Raw genomic sequence first — 19,668 nt, 5'->3', positions numbered from 1 at the left:
CGTTTATTTTTTATCCTGATCAAATTGATTCAAAAAATTTTTAATAGCGTCAATCTCGTCTTTTGATGCGCGGTGCTGGCCAAGCGCCTGGATCACCAAATCGGAAGTGGAGCCTTTAAATACAGTAGACAAGATTTTATCCAGAGCGTTGCTTTGGGCCTGCTCCATTGTGAATAAAGCCTTGTAAACATGGGTTTTTGAAGTGGTGTCGCGCTCAACCATTCCCTTATCATGCATAATCTGCATCAATTTTAAAGTAGTGGTGTAGCCGGCATCCTTGTTTTTAGCAAGCTCCTCGTGAACTTCACGTACGGTGCACTGGCCCTTTTTCCAGATCACCTGTAAAATTTCGAGTTCGCTTTCTGTTGGTTTAATTTCCATCTGTTTCTATATTACGAATTTCTTCGTACAAATATCTACGATAGATTTCGTATTTGCAAATAGTTTTGAAATTATTTAACAATTTTAACGGTTGGGGAAGAGGAGGGTGGTTGATTGGTTTGATTAGGTGGGTGGTTGGTTATTTTTTTCTGAACTCGAATTAAACAAATTTTGAGAATTTCTCGAATTTGCCGGGCATTCTGTTAATTCTTTTATTCTACAAATTCGAGTTCAGACAAAATCCACCAAATCCCGGTTCAGGCAAAATCGCTATCTTTTGGTTACTTTTGTACTCAATAGATTCGGAAAATAAAAACTCCGAAATCAAATATCTCAAATCCGACATCAAAAAAACATGCTGCAAATACAAGAAAACGTATCCCTCAAAAATTTTAACACTTTCGGTATTGATACCAGCGCCCGTTATTTTGTAGAGATAGCCCATGAAACCGAACTAACAGAATTGTTTGCCGACCCGCAGTGGCAGCAAACAGAGCGACTAATACTCGGTGGCGGCAGCAATATGCTCATGGTTAATGATTTTGACGGACTGGTAATCCGTATGAATATCCGCGGAATAGAACACCGCATCAGCCATGATGACGTTTATGTAGAAGCAGGTGGTGGCGAGGTATGGAATGACTTGGTTAATTATTGCGTTGCCCATGACTATGCAGGTATCGAAAACCTGAGCCTGATCCCGGGTTCGGTAGGGGCATCGCCTATACAAAATATAGGCGCCTATGGCGTTGAGCTTAAAGATGTATTTCAAAGTTGCTGCGCTTTTGAAATAGCGACAGGAACATTCAGAACTTTCAGTAAAGAGGATTGTAAATTTGGTTACCGCGAAAGCATTTTTAAAGCCGAGCTGAGGGGACAGTATATTATAGTGTCTGTAAAGTTCCACTTATCGCTGGTGGCAAGCATTAACACCAGATATGGGGCTATTGAGCAAGAATTACAAAACAGGGGTATCTCAAACCCTACTATTAAAGATGTATCGCAGGTAGTGGCGCATATCCGGGTATCCAAATTACCCGATCCGTCAACTATAGGAAACGCGGGCAGTTTCTTTAAAAATCCGGTGATCAGTGCCGAAGAATTTGCTGTGGTGCAAGCTAAATTTCCTGATGTGGTAAACTATCCTGCTGCTGATGGCGGCGTAAAACTGGCTGCCGGATGGCTCATTGAACAATGTGGATGGAAAGGAAAAACCGTTGGCCACACAGGAACATGGAAAAACCAGGCCCTGGTTTTGGTGAACCACGGAGGTGCTACGGGGCAGGAAGTGTATAACTTTTCGTCGCAAATCATAGACAGTGTGTACACTAAATTTGGCGTTACACTACAACGTGAGGTTAATATTATTAGTTAAATAAGTTTATTTAAAGTGAATTTTCATTTTTAATAAAATTTCTTCTGAATAACATTCCTGTTACAAATGTTCCCTGAATAAGTTTGATTCTCGAATGTTGAAATTCATAACGTCCTGTTTTTCAGTATGGTATTTGTTATCAATGTGTGAATGTTACACAATGGGTAAGTTTCAATACCGATGTTTAAATGTGGACTTTTTACTACACACTTTGGCTTAATGGCATCATGCTTGTCTAATTGTTAACACAAAACTTTAACAAAATGACAAAGATTGAGTTTAACACCCTTGTACTACGTCAGGCGACTTCTTTAAGATCATACGCTTTACATTTCACGCACGACGCAGACGATGCTAACGACCTTGTCCAGGATACAATGTTGAAGGCCATAACTTACTACAACAAGTTTAAGGAAGGCACCAATTTAAAAGGATGGTTATATACCATCATGAAAAACACATTCATCAACAACTATCGCCGTTTTGTTAAAATGAGCACTTTCGTTACCAAGAGTGATGAAATATCGTCGCCCAACCTGGTATTCAGTTCAACCAAAAACCAGGGCGAAGCCAAATTTGTTATGGATGATATTAAAAAAGCTTTAGACAGGCTGCCCGAAGATTATTATGTACCCTTCACTATGTATTTTGAAGGCCATAAATACCATGAAATTGCCGATCACCTGGATATCCCGATCGGTACGGTAAAAACCCGCATACACGTAGCACGCAAGCTGCTCAAGAAAAACCTTAAGGCATATGATAACGGCATCGCCAAACCCGTTTACGCAGAGAATTAATGTTCAATTAAACTCCATCATATATATAAATAGGAAACCCGCCCATGAGGCGGGTTTCTTGTTTTAGCTCGGGTTATTAACGGGTTTGTGTTATCTTAAAAAAGGTACAGCTGGCTGATAAAATATTTGCCGGGTGTTATATACCAGTACGCTGTTGAAAACGATATAAATAAAGTTTATAGCATAAAACAACGGAAAACCTAAAAGTAAAAGTTCGCCGGCGCCCAAATTTAGTATAGATGGAATATGAAAAAAATCGTTATTAATAAGGATGATTGTCGTTACTGCGATAAACAAGCACCACGAAATTTGAAAGTTGATAAGCCGCTTGCAAGGTTTATCGATATCGGTTAATGTTTTTCTGTTAGACAACCACAGGGCAAGTGGCAATGCTATTCCTAATAATGGGAATATGATAAAACTTAAGGCTGATAAATTGAATTGCAACAAGAAGTTTCGGTTATCATTACTCAAGATCTCCGTTGGCTCGGCATTTATTTCTGTTAAATCTTCGGGCGTAATATTTAGCGCGGCTGCCAGTCTTTTAAGTGTATCGCCCCTTGCGTCTGTTTCATCGTTTTCTATTCGTTGTACGGTTCTTAAACTTAGTTGGGCCTGTTCAGCCAATTCTTCCTGGCTTAATCCTTTACGGTTGCGCAATTCTTTAATCTTTTTTCCGGGGTTATAGGTTTTCATATTGATATATTTTGCTGAACAAAAGTATAACAGCCTAAAGATATTAACTGCCGACTTGTTTACGTCATGTTTACGACATCGCTGTTAAAGCTACTACGCCAACTTCTTCATTGCTTCCTTCGCTACCACCTGCCCCGAGATAATTGCCGGTGGTACACCAGGCCCGGGTACAGTGAGCTGGCCGGTATACAACAGGTTGTTGATATGTTTTGCCCGCATGGCGGGTTTAAAAAAAGCGGTTTGGGGAAGTGTATTTGCCAACCCATAAGCATTGCCTTTAAATGAATGATAATCTACTTTGAAATCATTAAGCGCATAGCTTCGTTTCGCCACAATCGAACTCCTGATATCGTGCCCGGTAATGTGAGCAAACCTGTCCATCATCAGGTTAAAATATTTTTCGCGGATGGTTTCGTCATCATTTAAGCCCGGCGCTATCGGCATCAGGAAAAACAGGTTCTCGCCGCCTTCCGGGGCAACCGTGCTATCGGTTTTTGAACTACAGCAAACATAAAACAACGGGCTGGTAGGCCATTGTGGCGTAGTATAGATCTCTTTGGCATGCAACTCAAAATCTTCGTCAAAAAATAGATTATGATGCTGTATGTACGGCACTTTTTTATTAGTGCCGATATAGAACAATAAGCTCGATGGCGACATCGTCCGGTTATCCCAGTATTTAGTAGTATAATTACGATGTGGTTTCTCGATTAAATGCTGGTCAACGTGTTGATAATCTGCCCCTGCAATTACCATATCGGCGGTGAATACGCCGTTATTGGTTTGGATTTTATCAACCTGTTTATCCTGTATATTGATTTTTGTAACCTCTGTATTGAGCCTGATCTCAACTCCCAGTTCGGTAGCCAGGCTTACCATAGCTTTTACTATTTCGTTCATACCACCCATGGGATACCAGGTGCCCAGGGCAAGGTCGGCATAGTTCATCATGCTATACATGGCCGGGGTATTTTGCGGGGTGGCTCCTAAAAATAACACGGGGAACTCCAGTAATTTAATTAGTTTGGGGTTTTTAAAATATTTGCTTACATGGCTGCTCATACTGGTAAGCAGCTGCATGCTGAAGCTTTTTTTGATCAGGTTAAAGTCGATAAATTCGGTGATGGAATGGGAGGGGCGGAAAACGTACTCACCCATGCCTACTTTATATTTATATGCCGCCTGGTTTAAGAAATCCTGTAATGCTTTACTACTGCCAGGTTCGGTTTGTTCAAACAGGGCTTCAAGCTCAATCATGTCTGCGGGGACATCAAATATTTCATTTTTGCTGTAATAAATACGGTAGCCGGGATCCAATCTTTTTAATTGGTAATAATCGGAAGTTTTTTTGCCGAACAGTGCAAAAAAGTTTTCAAATACGTCGGGCATCCAGTACCAGCTTGGCCCCATATCAAACCTGAAACCATCCTGCTCCCAGACCCTGGCACGGCCGCCGGGCTGGTCGTTTTTTTCCAATATGGTAACTTTATAGCCTTCTTTAGCCAAAACACAGGCCGCCGATAAACCAGCAAAGCCCGAACCAATAACAATAATATGCTTGCTGCTCATGTTTAATGTGAAGCCCAAGATAAGCAAAATGTTTTAGGCCTATAAAAAACAATACCGCTTTGAATTTGTACTTTTGAAAAAATGACCACGCGAGTGCCGATGATGAGCCTGTACGATGAAACTTGTCTTGAATGCAGTAAACTGATAACTAAAAAATATAGCACTTCCTTTAGTCTCGGCATTAAAACTTTCGATAAAAGTTTTCGTTATCCCATTTATGCTATCTACGGCTTTGTACGTTACGCCGATGAAATTGTAGATACCTTTCACGGGTATAACCAGCAGCAACTGATCAGCAGGTTTGAGGAAGAGACTTTCAAGGCTATCAGAGAAAGGATCAGCACTAATCCCGTAATTCATTCTTTTCAACAGGTAGTTAACCGGTTTAAGATCGATCATGAATTGATCAGGGCTTTTCTGAGATCAATGGAAATGGACCTGGATCACAAAGCCTATGATAAGGGCAGCTACCAAACTTATATTTATGGTTCGGCAGAAGTTATCGGCATGATGTGCCTGCGTGTTTTTACCAATGATGATAGTCTTTACGAGGCTCTTGTACCCAAGGCCCGAAGCCTGGGGGCCGCTTTCCAAAAGATCAATTTTTTGCGGGATGTTAAGGCAGATTATACAGAACGCGGGCGTACATACTTTCCGGGGATTGATTTCAATAATTTTACCGAGCATGATAAGCTTGCCATTGAGGCGGAAATTAAACACGATTTTGACGAAGCATTTGAGGGAATAAAATGCCTGCCCGCTGGTACGAGGCTTGGGGTTTATATTGCCTATATTTACTACCTGCAGTTGTTTAAAAAAATAAGTTACACGCCTGCCAACGTAATACTGCAAAAACGCATCAGGGTTTCTGATGCGCGTAAAATGAGTTTGTACATCAAAGCTGTTCTGCAGCAAAAGTTAAATGTTATTTAATGTTAAGGAAGATCTTTTTTGTAGCCAGTATATTGGCAGTTGTATTCAAGTTGCAAACCGCTAATGCCGAAGAGCCTAATCTGAAAGTACTGCGTAAGCAAATGCTTATTGCTATTGATAAAAGCAAAACCACCGATTCGTTGTATAATAATCTTAATAGTATCAAAGAAAAGAGTGGTATAGTGAATGGTTTCATAGGCGGCCTGCTTGCCTTAAAAGCCAAGCATGCCTGGAACCCATATTTGAAACTGAAATATCTTAACAGATCGGAAAAGGTATTTAAGCAGGCATTAATTGACGATCCGCATAATATCGAGATCAGGTTCATGCGCTTTTCTGTTGAACACAACGTGCCTTCCATTTTAGGTTTTAATAAAGACCTCGCGGCGGATACCGACGATATCATAGCCCAACTGGGTAAAAAGAATTATGGCTCGGCCGATAAGGAATTGACCATCCAGATTATCAAATTCCTTCTTCATTCAAAAAGATGTACTCCTGCCCAAAGCCAGGCGCTCAATAAACACTTAACCGAACTTACGTGAGATACACCTATTTACTGATCAACCTGCTAACGGTATTTTTTCCCGTTGTGCTTTCGTTTGATAAAAGGGTGCGGTTTTACAAAAGCTGGAAATTTATATGGCCCGGCATGGCCGTTACTGGTTTGTTTTTTTTGTTTTGGGATGTGCTTTTTACCGTCAGGGGTGTTTGGTCGTTCAATTCGGCATACATCATTGGCGTTAAGTTTTTTGGTTTGCCTTTAGAGGAAATACTATTCTTTTTAACGGTACCGTTTGCCTGTATATTTATTTACGCCTGTCTTAATCACTATGTTAAATGGCTGATGCCTTTCAGGCTTACCGGTATTATAAGCAGTATGGTAATATTACTGAGTATCCTGATGCTGATATTTTATCACGACCGGCTTTATACCGCGGTTACGTTTGGCTTATTGCTACTGCTTGTGGTGTTGATTCAATACGTTTTTAAGGCCGATTGGGTTAATCGTTATTACCTGGCTTATATTGTAGCACTTTTACCATTTTATATAGTAAACGGCATATTAACCTCTGTCCCAATAGTGTTATACAACAATGCCGAAAACCTGGGAAAGCGGGTTGGCACTATCCCATTTGAGGATCATTTTTACCTGATGGCTTTACTGCTCATGAACATTGGGTTCTTTGAATATTTTAAACAACAGAGGTTAAGCCGATGAGTGAGTTGCCGACATATACCAAATCACAGCTGGCCTTATGCAACGGTCAGGATAAACCCCGGATCTGGGTTGCCTATAAAGGTGATATTTATGATGTAACTGAAAGCCGATTATGGCGAAACGGGAAACATTATGAGCACTGGGCCGGACAGGATTTGACAGATGAACTTGCCGACGCACCACATACCGAAACCGTATTTGAGAGATTTGTAAAGGTAGGTCGCCTCATCACCCCCACCCTCTCCATTGGGGAAGAAGACAAGGACTGATATGCTTTTTAAACAAAATGTTCTAAACCATTTTTGAATAATTTTTGAAGTGTGACGCCCTTTTTCTGTCACTCCTGAGTCATTTAGTGCAGTGATTGATGAGCTATATTCTGTAATAAACCATGTAAATATATTGTTACGTGGCCATTTCTCGCCGAAAAGTATGAAAAAATTAAGCTTTTTCCTTCCTGCCATGCCTTTTTCAACGGGCTATACATGGTGCAATTTATTGTTGTAAAAAGAGGTTTTAAGGAACTGTGAGTTGTAGTTTTTCTTTTGGATTTCTCGTAACAGTTAACTTTATTGTGTTTTGATTTACAAGAGCTTGTAAAACAAGTTAGGAAAATGCCTCGCGCATTTTCCTAACTTATAATTAACAATATTAACTGACTTGTTACCGGCCGGATCTAACGGCCATATGGTATTAACGACAGCAAAGGTAATTTCTTGTTGATAATTTCCTAAAACCTTCACTGTGGTTAAAAAAATTCATGTAAAAGAAATATTACATTTATTATTTGTTTTATTTTATCATTGGCTATTAAGTTTGCTTCCTTAACTATTAGCTAAATTTTTTCTATGAAAAAACGACTACTACTAATTTTGTGCAGTTTCGTATTTGCTGTAACACAGCTTTTTGCGCAAAATCACACTGTTACCGGTACGGTAACGGCCAAGGAGGACGGCCTTCCCCTGCCGGGTGTATCCGTGAAAATAAAAGGGACAACTACCGGTACCCAAACTACCGTCGACGGTAAATTTTCACTCAGCGTTCCAAACAACGCGGTTCTATCATTTAGTTTTATCGGTTATGCTACCCAAGATGTACCTGTAGGCGCTTCAGCAAACCTAAAAGTGGTTTTGGAAGCATCAGCCCGCGGCCTTAACGAGGTAATCGTAACCGCGTTAGGTATCTCAAGGCAGCAAAAATCACTGGGCTACGCTGCTCAGCAGGTAAAAGGCGACGACCTTACAGTAACCAAGCAATCTGACCTTAACACCGCCCTTGCAGGTAAAATTGCAGGCGTACAGGTTTTAGGCGGTTCGGGTGCAAAGTTTGGTACGTCAACTATCCGCATCCGTGGTATCAACTCATTATCGGGAGCAAATCCAATTTATATTGTTAACGGTGTCGTTACCGATCCTAATGCAATTAATAATGATGATATCGAATCATTGACAGTACTTAAAGGTCCTGCTGCTACGGCGCTTTACGGCCAGAGGGCATCTGAAGGCGCCGTTGTTGTGACACTGAAGAAGGGCGTTGATAAAGGTATTGGAGTGTCATTAAACCAATCAACAACTTTTGAAAAAGTTTATCAATTACCTGAGTACCAAAATGAATATGGTGGTGGAACAAGCACCAAATGGGATACTTATACTTATGATCCTGATAATGGTTCTCCTGCATCATTTGCCAAGTTTAACGGCGTAAAAATTTATGATTACGGAGTTGACGAAAGCTGGGGACCTAAAATGGATGGTACCCTGTACGCTCCATGGTATTTTTGGGATCCGTCAAATCCCGATTTTGGTAAGTTAAAGCCGTTTGTTCCGCAGCCAAATAACGTACGTGATTTTTATCGTACAGGCGTAACCTACAATACCAATGCAGCGTTTTCAAAAGCTGCTGATAATTACAACTTCAGGGTATCATACACGAACATAGATCGTACAGGGATTACTCCAAATAGTAATCAAAAACGTAACAATGTTGGTTTAAATGGCGAGCTTAAGTTAACCAAGAAATTAACAGTAAGCGCTAACTTCAATTTTTCCCAAATCAATTCAAACAACATACCTCAGGAAGGTTACGGTACACAAACTGCAGGTTCATTTAGCCAGTGGTTCCACAGAGATGTTGAAATTAACAAACTTAAAAATTATAAAAGGGCGGATGGTACTTACACTTCATGGAACATTACCAGTCCGGACGACTTAACGCCACATTACTGGGATAACCCGTACACTGAGTCTTATGTGAATACCTCACAGTCAAATAATAATCGTGTATTTGGTAACTTAACCGCTACTTATCAGTTTACTAAAGATCTCTCTTTGTCGTTAATTGCCAGAGAAGACTTATTAAACCGCGACGATAACTCACGCGTAGGTTCAGGTACTATTAATACCGATTCATATTCTCAGAGCCAGTATACTTACAAAGAGAATAACTATGTTGCTAACTTAGCATATAGCCACAATTTTAAAGACCTTTCTGTAAAAGCGGGCTTATATGCCGAAACACGTCAGGATCGCTACCTTTATACTTCAGGTAATACAAATGGCGGTCTTTCTATCCCTGACTTGTATACCCTTACAAACTCGTTGAATGCCCCTACATCATTTAGCTACAAAGCGTTATCAAGGGTAAACAGCTATTACGGTTTTACTTCATTTGGATATAAAGATTTTTTATATCTTGATTTCAACGCGCGTAACGATATTTCATCAACTTTACCAATAAATAACAACTCATATTGGTACGGTGGTTTGTCAGGTTCATTTGTATTTACCGAACTGATGCCCAAAAATGATATCCTTACATTTGGTAAATTAAGGCTTTCTGCTGCGAAATTAGGTTCAGACGCACCTATTTATTCAATTTATCAAACGTATAATTTAACTACTACGCCATACGGGCCAACTAAAGCAGGTAACGCGGCAATTCAAACTGTGCCCAATACGTTACCTAATCCCGGCCTGAAACCATCGCTCTCTACATCATATGAAATTGGTACCGAGTTGCATTTCATCAAAGACCGGGTAAGGTTTGATTTCAACTACTATACGCGTACTCAAAAAGACCAGATCCTGCCACTTCCTGTAAATGGGACTTCTGGCTACTCTACAGCCGTAATTAACGCTGGTCAAATCAGGAACGATGGTATCGAGATAACTCTTGGTGGTACACCAATTAAATCGAAAGAATTTACCTGGAATGCTGATTTCAATATTTCATTTAACAGAAATAAAGTTATATCACTGTACCCCGGTCTTAACAACCTGAAAGTTACTCCTGATGGTTTAGGTGGCTATACCGCCTCGGGTGGTAACCAGGCTGCGGGTACCCAAAGCTTTGGCTTTGTCGGTTCACCAAGCTTTGGCATTAACGGCATCGTAGGTAAATCTTATGGTCAAATCATAGGCTCAGGTTTTACCCGCGATAAAAATGGTAACATAGTAGTTGGTGATGACGGCTTACCTATTGTAAACAATACTGTTAATTTAGGAAGCATGCTGCCAAGTTACACTGGTGGTTTTACCAACTCTTTTAACTATAAGAATTTTATACTCGCGTTCTCTCTTGATTTCCAAAAGGGCGGCAAATTTGTATCGGTTACGCAGCAAAACCTGAACGGTTCTGGCTTAGGGATCGAAACTGTAGGCAACAATGCTAAAGGCAATCCAAAGCGTAACGATGTTGCCGATGGCGGCGGTGTCTTAGTAGCGGGTGTTCATGAAGATGGCTCACCTAATACTACCTATGTTGATACCCGTACATTGTATGAGCAGTCATACAGCCAAATCTGGGAAAAATGGACCTATGATGCTTCTTATATAAAATTAAGGGAGGTTAGCGTAGGTTATTCATTCCCCAAGAAGATGTTGGGCAAGCTACCGTTCCAAACGGCTTATTTTGGCATAACTTCTCAAAACCCGTGGATGATCTATTCTAAACTTAAAGGTGTAGATCCGTCTCAATTGCAAACTTCTTTCTATGAAGGTGGTCAGTTACCAAACACAAGGAATTTAGGGTTTAATATCAAGTTGACGTTCTAATTAGCGCACAAATCATGAAAAGATTATCTAATATTAGTAAATATATAGTTGGGGTGGGTATAATTATCCTTGCCTCATGTAAAACCGGGGGCGACGTGAATGTTAACCCTAATCAATCGCCAGTTGCGCTGCCAGGTTTTTTATTGTCCAGTGCCATTCAATACCTTGGCGGTGTAAATGGGGGAGGTGCTACAACGAACATTAACTCGTTTACAGGCGAATTATATTCACAATACCTGGCAGAAACCTTTTATACCAATGAATCATTATTTTCATTAAAGCAATATGATTATCAGGGGTATTATACAGGTCCGCTAAAAGATTTAAAAACAATTATTGAAGTTAATACCGATCCTTCTAAAAAGGATCAGGAGATTGTTAAAAGATATGGATCTACTAATAATCAAATAGCTACAGCCAGGATTCTTACTGCCTTTATCTATTTGACAATTACTGATAGATGGGGCGATATACCCTACTCACAAGCTTTGAATGGTAAGGCTAATTTTTCGCCGGCTTTTGACGCTCAAAAAGATGTGTATACAGCTTTAATGAAAGAGCTTGACGAAGCGCAGGCACAGTTTGATGGTGGTGCATCTTTCCCGGCTCAGCAAGATATATTATTTGGAGGTAATGTTACCAAATGGAAACATTGGGCCAATTCATTGCATGCAATTATGGCTTTAAGGCTTTCGAAAGTTGATCCGACTACCGGCAAAAATGAGTATGCTAAAGCCGTTGCTGGTGGTTTAATGAACTCAAACAGTGATAATGCTGTGTATGCGTATCTGGCAGCTCAAACTAACGAAAATCCATACTACAATAACTACCGTAACCGTTACGATTACGCGGTAAGTAGTTTAGTTGTTAATACTCTAACTAATCTTCATGATCCGAGGTTGACTGTTTACGCGGCACCGACTGCCTCAGGTACTTATGTAGGTTTACCCTATGGTACATATGGTGATGCTTTAGGCGATTACAATCAGGGTACACGTTCTAAACCGGGTAACGTATCATTAATAGGTATAGCTGTTTCTGGTCAAGCTTCGCCAACTGTTTGGACATCATATGCCCAAATTATGTTTACACAGGCCGAAGCCGCTCATCTTGGCTGGATAGCTGGTGGCGATGGAGTTGCTGCAGACTACTATAAAAAAGGTATAGCTGCGTCGCTGGAGCAAAATGGCGTTAGCCTTACCAATGAAACTGCTTATCTTGCACAGGCATCGGTTCAATTTTCGGCTGCAACAGCTATGGATCAAATCATGACCCAAAAATGGATTGCAGGTTTCTTAGGTAACGGTTGGGAGTCATGGGCAGAATATCGCCGTACTGGCTTGCCTAAATTACTTGATCCGGTTCCGGGTTCATTAAGCCCAGGCCAGAAAATTCCACGTAGGCAACAATATCCACAAACAGAAAGTGATCTTAACACTGCGAATTACAATGCTGTAATTGCCCGTCAAGGTCCGGATGCGCTTAATACAAGGGTTTATTGGGATAAACAATAATTATTGCTTATAGGTTATGAGAACAACAAAGGCTGCCATTGGCGGCCTTTGTTGTTTATGGAGGATTTATCTATATCAATACCCAGGTTTCAAATTCAATTATTCTTTCACCTGAATTGGTGATCAACGCTATTTTATGCTCGTTTATAATGTCAACTTTAAGTATAGTGGGAAGACCATTAAATCTTATCTCATTGCGGTGGTACAAAGTAACATTGTTAAATCTTATAATCTTAGGTTCAAAAATATTCTCTTCCCAATTTATAGGGTAGTTAATATGAAAGTCGAATGTTTGAGTTTCTGGATATTCGATAACCTTTAAAACTGTTGCGTCATGAAGAAAGTAGTCGTTGAAATTCATTCTATTTAGATTGATATTACAATATATTTATTACAAATGTCCTATTAAAAGAATGTGAGGGTAAAGTTTGTTAAGAAAGTTAGATAAGTAGTTTTTATATTAAAAGATATAGTACTTTAATTCATCATACCATCGGTGCAATCATACTTCAATCGTTGTAATCTTCAAATCAAAAAATAATTCCCGCTCTCTATTTGATATTCAAAACATTGTGATTATCTTTGCCCTCCCTTGAAAGGAGGTATTTTAGGAATTATGATCATTATTAACGTAAAAGACGGCGAATCATTAGACAAAGCATTGAAACGCTTCAAAAAGAAATTCGAAAAAACAGGTGTTTTAAGAGAACTACGCAGTCGTCAGGCTTTCGAAAAAAAATCTGTAACCCGTCGTCATGTTGTTAAACATGCTATCTACAAACAGACTTTAAACCAGGAAACTGTTTAATTCTTTTTTGTTGAAAAGAATTAATTAATTTCTTGACACTATATTAAAACTATTTGTACATTCATAATCCCGGATGTATAAATAGTTTTTTATGTTTTTAGAGCGTTTTATCCAGTACATCAAGTACGAAAAGCGGTATTCAGTGCATACTGTTTCCGCATATCAGTCTGATCTGGATCAGTTTATGCGCTTTTTAAACAATCCCGGCGGTGCCGATCCCGCACCTGAGCCGGTTATTACCCATCCATCGCAGGTAAGCTACCATGACATCCGTAACTGGATGGTTGAGCTTATTGATCAAAAACTTACCGGCCGTTCGGTTAACCGTAAAATGGCCACGCTACGCAAATACTTCAAATTTTTATTGCAGGAAGGTATTGTTGAAACCAACCCGGTATCAAGGGTACGGTCGCAAAAAGTTGCTAAAACGTTGCCCGTAGTGGTTGAAGATACGCGCCTCACAAAAATGTTAGATAGTGATGACATTTTTACAAATGATTTTCCGGGCCTGCGCGATAAGCTTGTTATTGAGCTGTTGTTTGGCACCGGCATGCGCCTTGCCGAACTGTTAGGTATTAAGCAACAGGATATTAGCTTTGAGGGGGGAGTGGTAAAGGTACTGGGTAAGCGTAACAAAGAGCGCATTATCCCTATTAATAATGAGCTGAAGGCCCTGCTGCCCGAATATCTGGAGGTAAAGAAAAATCAAAATTTTGATAACAATTCCTTCACATTAATCGTTACAAATAAAGGAGCCGATGCTTATCCGAAATTGATTTATTTAATAGTGCAAAAATATCTGTCTAACATATCAACCCAAAATAAACGGAGCCCACATGTGCTCAGGCACACCTTTGCAACCACTATGCTAAATAACGGGGCCGATTTAAATTCAATTAAGGAGCTTTTGGGACACGCCAACCTGAGCGCAACCCAAATTTACACGCACAATTCAGTTGAAAGACTAAAATCTATTTATAAACTCGCCCATCCAAAGGCTTAAAAAGGAGGAAACATGAAAATTACAGTGCAGTCAATTCATTTCACCGCAGACAAGAAACTTTTAGATTTTATTCAGAAAAAAGCTGATAAGCTTGATACGTTTTATGACCATATTATTAGCGGTGAAGTTTACTTAAAGCTTGAGAATGTGGAAGATGAATGTAATAAGATAACGGAGATCAAATTATTGCTACCCGGAAATCAAATATTTGCAAAAGAGAAGTGTAAGAGTTTTGAGGAAGCTACCGACCTGGCGGTTGAAAGCCTGAGGAAGCAAATTGAAAAGCATAAACAAAAGAAAGCCCTTGCTGATGCTACAGCAAAAAAAGCTGTTTTAACGGCAGTTGAGGAGGGTTTTTAATATTATAAAAAGGCTTGTTTTAAGCGTAAATCGGCAGGTTTTTAGCCTGCCGATTTTTTTTGATAAAAAATTTTGACGTGGCGTTATTTTTTGTAGATTTGCAGTCCCTTTCGGGGAGGTATTTAACGCCTCGAAAAAAAGTTAAAATAGTTCTTTAAAATATCAAAAAGCTTATTACTTTTGCGCTCCGTTATCGAAAGCAACACCGCGTTTAGATAATGTAAAGGCAAAATAAATATAAGCCTCCTTAGCTCAGCTGGTAGAGCAACTGACTTGTAATCAGTAGGTCATTGGTTCGATCCCGATAGGAGGCTCAGTTTTTTTCGGATTGAGGTATTTAGCTTCAATTTTGGATATCGCAAATCCGGAAACAACTACCGGGGGGATACCAGAGCGGTCAAATGGGACGGACTGTAAATCCGTTGCTTCGGCTACGAAGGTTCGAATCCTTCTCCCCCCACTTATCAAGTAAGCAGTTTGTAGTTCGCAGTTAGCAGTTTTGTTAACCGAACTATAAACTGCTAACTTGATTAAAAGGGTTTGAGGAATGGGTGTCATTGAGCGGTTAAGCTGCTAATTGAAAACTGCAAACCGAAAGCTGAATAAGCGGAAGTAGCTCAGTTGGTAGAGCGATAGCCTTCCAAGCTATAGGTCGCGAGTTCGAACCTCGTCTTCCGCTCGGTGATGTCGGATTTGAAATTTCCGAATTGAACTAAGCAAAAAATTAGATGCCGGGTAAGGCAAGTAGAGAAAGGAATAAATCCGGCATCGAACATCCGAAATCCGAAATCAAAAAATAAGCCGACGTAGCTCAGTGGTAGAGCACTTCCTTGGTAAGGAAGAGGTCACGGGTTCAAATCCCGTTGTTGGCTCGGTGTTATAAAACATACATTAAAGTTAAAATTAACCTACAAAAATAATTTATAGATCATGGCAAAAGAAAAGTTTGACCGCAGTAAGCCGCACTTAAACATCGGTACAATCGGTCACGTTGACCACGGTAAAACAACCCTTACCGCAGCTATTACTAAAGTTTTGGCTGATGCAGGTTTATCAGAAGCTCGTTCATTTGATTCAATTGACTCGGCTCCTGAAGAAAAAGAACGTGGTATTACCATCAACACTGCCCACGTTGAATATTCAACAGCTAACCGTCACTATGCACACGTTGACTGTCCAGGTCACGCGGATTATGTGAAAAACATGGTTACTGGTGCTGCGCAAATGGACGGTGCAATCATCGTAGTTGCTGCAACTGATGGTCCGATGCCACAAACTCGTGAGCACATCCTGTTAGCTCGTCAGGTAGGTGTACCTGCACTTGTTGTTTTCATGAACAAAGTTGACATGGTTGATGATCCGGAATTATTAGAGTTAGTAGAAATGGAAGTTCGTGAATTATTATCGTTCTACGAATTCCCAGGTGATGATATTCCAGTTATCCAGGGTTCTGCATTAGGTGGCCTTAACGGCGATCCTACCTGGGTTGGTAAAATCATGGAGTTGATGGATGCTGTAGATAGCTACATCCCAATCCCTCCACGTTTGACAGATCTTCCTTTCTTGATGCCTGTTGAAGACGTGTTCTCAATCACTGGTCGTGGTACTGTTGCTACCGGTCGTATTGAGCGTGGTGTAATCAACTCTGGTGAGCCTGTTGATATCCTGGGTATGGGTGCTGAGAACTTGAAATCAACCGTAACTGGTGTTGAGATGTTCCGCAAAATCCTTGACCGTGGTGAAGCTGGTGACAACGTAGGTTTATTGTTACGTGGTATTGAGAAAACTGATATCCGTCGTGGTATGGTTATCTGCAAACCAGGTTCAGTAACTCCTCACACCGATTTCAAAGCAGAAGTTTACGTATTATCAAAAGCAGAAGGTGGCCGTCACACTCCATTCTTCAACAAATACCGCCCGCAATTCTATTTCCGTACCACTGACGTTACTGGTGAGATTTCATTAGAACCAGGTGTAGAAATGGTTATGCCAGGTGATAACGTTACAATCACTGTAAAACTGATCAACGCTATCGCAATGGAAAAAGGCTTACGTTTCGCTATCCGTGAAGGTGGTCGTACCGTAGGTGCTGGTCAGGTAACTGAAATCTTGAAATAATAATATTTCAATAAAAAGGTTAATTTGAAAACATAAGTTTAGCCTTTAACGGCAAACTTATGTTTTCTTATTATAAATAACACACGGGAATAGTTCAACGGTAGAATAGAGGTCTCCAAAACCTTTGATCAGGGTTCGAATCCTTGTTCCCGTGCTTAAGCACAATATAAAAATGGCAGGCGTAGCTGAATATATTAAAGAGTCATACATCGAGTTAACCGAAAAGGTTACCTGGCCTACATGGCGCGAGCTTCAGAGCAGCGCTGTTTTGGTATTGGTTGCCGCTATAATTATTGCGCTGGTTATCTTAGGTATGGACCAGATCATTAATTATTTGCTTAAACTGTTTTACACATCACTAACATAATATCAGGGGAGACGGAGATGAGTGATCAATTGAAATGGTATGTAGTTAGGGCTATTAGTGGTAAGGAAAAGAAAGTTAAACAATACATAGATGCCGAAATTAGCCGTTTGGGCATTAGTCATTTGGTACCACAGGTATTAATACCTACCGAGAAGTATTATCAGATGCGTGATGGAAAGAAGATCGCGAAAGAGCGTAACTACTTTCCGGGCTATGTGCTTATGGAAGCCGTTTTAGATGGCGAAACTGAACACATCATTAAAAATATAAACAGTGTTATAGGTTTTCTGGGCGATAAAGCCGGAAACGCTATACCGCTTCGCCAGTCAGAAGTTAACCGGATTTTAGGTAAGGTTGACGAGATGAGCACACAGGGCGAAACCATGAATGTACCTTATTATGTTGGTGAGGCCGTTAAAGTTATGGACGGACCTTTCAACGGTTTCAGCGGCGTTATTGAAGAGGTTAACGAAGAGAAAAAGAAACTGAAAGTAATGGTAAAGATATTCGGGCGCCGTACGCCGCTTGAATTGAATTACATGCAGGTAGAGAAAGAATAGATTTGAGATGTTAAATATGAGATTTGAGAGTTTCCCTTTTCTTATATCGATCTTGAATAATTAATAATATAAAAAAGAAGCGGGTATTTAGCTTGGGAGTCTCATATCTCACATCTCAATACTCAAATCTAAAAATCTTAAATGTTACTTAGCTTCCACTTACTAACATTGAGTTTATAATTAAAGTAAATTAAAATGGCAAAAGAGATCGGTGCAATGGTTAAGCTGCAAGTTAAAGGCGGCGCCGCAAACCCATCACCACCAATTGGCCCTGCATTGGGTGCAAAAGGTGTGAACATCATGGAGTTTTGCAAACAATTTAATGCACGCACCCAGGACAAAGCTGGAAAAGTATTGCCTGTTTTGATTACTGTTTATGTTGACAAATCATTCGAATTTATCATCAAAACCCCGCCCGTTGCTATCCAGTTATTGGAAGCTACCGGTTTAAAGAGTGGTTCTGCTGAGCCTAACCGTAAAAAAGTTGCCAGTGTTAACTGGGAACAGGTTGAGACTATAGCAAAAGATAAAATGGTTGACTTGAATGCATTCACAGTTGAATCGGCCATGAAAATGGTGGCAGGTACTGCCCGCAGCATGGGAATTACCGTATCAGGTACAGCTCCCTGGAATTAATTAATTTATACAAATCAGTTTAAAGACAGTGGCAAGATTAACAAAAAATCAAAAAGTGGCACTCTCCAAAATTGAGGCAAACAAATCGTACACATTACAGGATGCATCTGCATTGGTAAAGGAATTAACCCTTACTAAATTTGATTCATCAGTTGATATAGACGTTCGTTTAGGTGTTGACCCGCGTAAAGCCAATCAAATGGTACGTGGTATTGCAACATTACCTCATGGAACCGGTAAAACTGTACGTGTATTAGTGCTTTGTACTCCTGATAAGGAACAAGAAGCTAAAGACGCAGGTGCAGATTACGTAGGTTTGGATGATTATATTGCCAAGATTGAAGGCGGATGGACTGATGTTGATATTATCATTACTATGCCAAGTGTTATGGCGAAGGTAGGTCGTTTAGGTCGTATTTTAGGCCCGCGTAACCTTATGCCAAACCCTAAATCAGGTACAGTTACCCCAGAAGTTGGTAAAGCTGTAACTGAGGTAAAAGGTGGTAAAATCGATTTCAAGGTTGACAAAACCGGTATCATCCACACTTCAATAGGAAAAGCATCTTTCTCTGCAGATAAAATTTATGAGAATGCATTAGAAGTATTGCAAACAATCTCTAAATTAAAACCTTCTGCAGCAAAAGGAACATATTTCAAGAGCATTCATATCTCTTCAACTATGTCGCCTGGAATTACAGTTGAAACTAAATCAGTAGCGGGGATCTAATCATGAATAAAGAAGAAAAATACGACCTTGTTGTAGCCCTAACTGAGCAAATCAAAGAGTATGGTAATTTTTATATCACTGATACCTCTGATTTAACTGTAGCCAAGATCAACAACATCCGCCGTAAATGTTTCGAAAACGACATTACGATGCAGGTAACCAAAAATAGCTTGATCAAAAAAGCTATGGAAGCTGCAGGCGGCGATTTCAGCCCTATATATGATGTATTAAAAGGTTCATCATCAATCCTTTTCTCAAAGTCAGCAACTGCTCCGGCAAAGTTGATCAAACAATTAAGGAAAACAGGTGAAAAACCAATTTTAAAAGCAGCTTATATTGATTCGGCAGTATTTATAGGTGATAACCAGTTAGATACTTTAACCAAACTGAAATCAAAAGAACAACTGATCGGCGAGATAGTTGGCTTACTACAATCACCTGCCAAAAACGTACTTTCTGCACTACAATCAGGCGGAACTACAATTGCAGGCCTTGTAAAAACATTACAGGAAAGAGGTTAACGAACGCCTCGCAAAAGTTCGACAAT

At 40.0% G+C, this 19,668-nt stretch carries 20 protein-coding genes and 5 tRNA genes; 22 read left to right on the top strand and 3 right to left on the bottom strand.

The features are described 5' to 3' along the window. Nucleotides 1-3: 3 nt before the first annotated feature. On the bottom strand, nt 4-381 hold the full coding sequence (locus tag IEX80_RS14775) for a BlaI/MecI/CopY family transcriptional regulator (RefSeq protein ID WP_091165901.1): 378 nt from the start codon (nt 379-381) through the stop codon (nt 4-6). 328 nt (nt 382-709) lie between these two features. On the opposite strand from IEX80_RS14775, the gene murB reads away from it, so the two are divergent. Beyond that, the gene (gene murB / locus IEX80_RS14770; RefSeq protein WP_373290397.1) at nt 710-1,756 is read left to right on the top strand and encodes a UDP-N-acetylmuramate dehydrogenase; all 1,047 of its coding nucleotides are present in this window, start codon (nt 710-712) and stop codon (nt 1,754-1,756) included. A gap of 263 nt (nt 1,757-2,019) precedes the next feature. Next, a complete protein-coding gene (locus tag IEX80_RS14765) occupies nt 2,020-2,556 on the top strand; it encodes an RNA polymerase sigma factor (RefSeq protein ID WP_090528721.1) in 537 nt (178 codons plus the stop codon). Nucleotides 2,557-2,646: 90 nt separating this feature from the next. Here the strand turns inward: IEX80_RS14765 and IEX80_RS14760 are convergent, their stop codons facing one another. Both IEX80_RS14760 and crtID read right to left on the bottom strand, forming a co-directional pair. Next, nucleotides 2,647-3,252, bottom strand: a complete 606-nt coding sequence (locus tag IEX80_RS14760; RefSeq protein WP_188833335.1) for a helix-turn-helix domain-containing protein — start codon at nt 3,250-3,252, stop codon at nt 2,647-2,649. Between the two features lie 93 nt (nt 3,253-3,345). After that, a complete protein-coding gene (gene crtID / locus IEX80_RS14755) occupies nt 3,346-4,821 on the bottom strand; it encodes a bifunctional phytoene desaturase/3,4-desaturase (protein ID WP_188833334.1) in 1,476 nt (491 codons plus the stop codon). Nucleotides 4,822-4,902: 81 nt separating this feature from the next. Between crtID and IEX80_RS14750 the strand changes: the two genes are divergently transcribed. The 20 genes from IEX80_RS14750 (at nt 4,903) to rplJ (ending at nt 19,642) form a co-directional block, all read left to right on the top strand. Then, nucleotides 4,903-5,754 carry a phytoene/squalene synthase family protein gene (locus IEX80_RS14750; RefSeq protein WP_229701634.1) on the top strand — a complete coding sequence of 284 codons (852 nt, stop codon included), beginning with the start codon at nt 4,903-4,905 and terminating at the stop codon, nt 5,752-5,754. Next, complete coding sequence (locus tag IEX80_RS14745; RefSeq protein WP_090528709.1) at nt 5,754-6,299, top strand: hypothetical protein; 546 nt, start codon at nt 5,754-5,756, stop codon at nt 6,297-6,299. The genes IEX80_RS14750 and IEX80_RS14745 overlap by 1 nt, the downstream gene beginning before the upstream one ends. Then, nucleotides 6,296-6,976, top strand: coding sequence for a lycopene cyclase domain-containing protein (locus IEX80_RS14740; RefSeq protein WP_090528706.1), 681 nt, complete (start codon nt 6,296-6,298; stop codon nt 6,974-6,976). The genes IEX80_RS14745 and IEX80_RS14740 overlap by 4 nt, the downstream gene beginning before the upstream one ends. Continuing rightward, nucleotides 6,973-7,245, top strand: a complete 273-nt coding sequence (locus IEX80_RS14735; RefSeq protein WP_188833333.1) for a cytochrome b5 domain-containing protein — start codon at nt 6,973-6,975, stop codon at nt 7,243-7,245. The genes IEX80_RS14740 and IEX80_RS14735 overlap by 4 nt, the downstream gene beginning before the upstream one ends. Before the next feature lie 579 nt (nt 7,246-7,824). After that, on the top strand, nt 7,825-11,028 hold the full coding sequence (locus tag IEX80_RS14730; protein ID WP_188833332.1) for a SusC/RagA family TonB-linked outer membrane protein: 3,204 nt from the start codon (nt 7,825-7,827) through the stop codon (nt 11,026-11,028). A gap of 14 nt (nt 11,029-11,042) precedes the next feature. After that, nucleotides 11,043-12,542, top strand: a complete 1,500-nt coding sequence (locus tag IEX80_RS14725; RefSeq protein ID WP_176628042.1) for a SusD/RagB family nutrient-binding outer membrane lipoprotein — start codon at nt 11,043-11,045, stop codon at nt 12,540-12,542. A gap of 616 nt (nt 12,543-13,158) precedes the next feature. Then, complete coding sequence (gene rpsU, locus IEX80_RS14720; protein ID WP_090528691.1) at nt 13,159-13,350, top strand: 30S ribosomal protein S21; 192 nt, start codon at nt 13,159-13,161, stop codon at nt 13,348-13,350. 91 nt (nt 13,351-13,441) lie between these two features. Next, complete coding sequence (locus IEX80_RS14715) at nt 13,442-14,353, top strand: tyrosine-type recombinase/integrase (protein ID WP_188833331.1); 912 nt, start codon at nt 13,442-13,444, stop codon at nt 14,351-14,353. A 12-nt stretch (nt 14,354-14,365) separates the two neighbouring features. Further along, the gene (hpf, locus tag IEX80_RS14710) at nt 14,366-14,713 is read left to right on the top strand and encodes a ribosome hibernation-promoting factor, HPF/YfiA family (RefSeq protein ID WP_091166593.1); all 348 of its coding nucleotides are present in this window, start codon (nt 14,366-14,368) and stop codon (nt 14,711-14,713) included. 241 nt (nt 14,714-14,954) lie between these two features. Then, nucleotides 14,955-15,027: transfer RNA gene (locus IEX80_RS14705), tRNA-Thr, on the top strand. Nucleotides 15,028-15,092: 65 nt separating this feature from the next. Next, nucleotides 15,093-15,173: transfer RNA gene (locus IEX80_RS14700), tRNA-Tyr, on the top strand. 146 nt (nt 15,174-15,319) lie between these two features. Then, a tRNA-Gly gene (locus tag IEX80_RS14695) sits at nt 15,320-15,392 on the top strand. Between the two features lie 121 nt (nt 15,393-15,513). Continuing rightward, nucleotides 15,514-15,585: transfer RNA gene (locus IEX80_RS14690), tRNA-Thr, on the top strand. 58 nt (nt 15,586-15,643) lie between these two features. Then, complete coding sequence (gene tuf, locus IEX80_RS14685) at nt 15,644-16,831, top strand: elongation factor Tu (RefSeq protein WP_090528682.1); 1,188 nt, start codon at nt 15,644-15,646, stop codon at nt 16,829-16,831. 83 nt (nt 16,832-16,914) lie between these two features. After that, a tRNA-Trp gene (locus tag IEX80_RS14680) sits at nt 16,915-16,985 on the top strand. Nucleotides 16,986-17,003: 18 nt separating this feature from the next. Beyond that, a complete protein-coding gene (secE, locus tag IEX80_RS14675) occupies nt 17,004-17,198 on the top strand; it encodes a preprotein translocase subunit SecE (protein WP_090529653.1) in 195 nt (64 codons plus the stop codon). A gap of 17 nt (nt 17,199-17,215) precedes the next feature. Then, nucleotides 17,216-17,758, top strand: a complete 543-nt coding sequence (gene nusG / locus IEX80_RS14670) for a transcription termination/antitermination protein NusG (RefSeq protein ID WP_090528679.1) — start codon at nt 17,216-17,218, stop codon at nt 17,756-17,758. Nucleotides 17,759-17,953: 195 nt separating this feature from the next. Then, a complete protein-coding gene (gene rplK / locus IEX80_RS14665) occupies nt 17,954-18,394 on the top strand; it encodes a 50S ribosomal protein L11 (protein ID WP_090528676.1) in 441 nt (146 codons plus the stop codon). Between the two features lie 28 nt (nt 18,395-18,422). After that, nucleotides 18,423-19,121 carry a 50S ribosomal protein L1 gene (rplA, locus tag IEX80_RS14660; protein ID WP_090528673.1) on the top strand — a complete coding sequence of 233 codons (699 nt, stop codon included), beginning with the start codon at nt 18,423-18,425 and terminating at the stop codon, nt 19,119-19,121. Nucleotides 19,122-19,123: 2 nt separating this feature from the next. Beyond that, complete coding sequence (rplJ, locus tag IEX80_RS14655) at nt 19,124-19,642, top strand: 50S ribosomal protein L10 (RefSeq protein WP_090528670.1); 519 nt, start codon at nt 19,124-19,126, stop codon at nt 19,640-19,642. The last annotated feature ends 26 nt before the right edge of the window (nt 19,643-19,668 follow it).

The organism is Mucilaginibacter rubeus (assembly GCF_014643835.1).
Taxonomy (GTDB): domain Bacteria; phylum Bacteroidota; class Bacteroidia; order Sphingobacteriales; family Sphingobacteriaceae; genus Mucilaginibacter; species Mucilaginibacter rubeus.
This window is presented reverse-complemented; position numbering and strand designations above follow the sequence as displayed.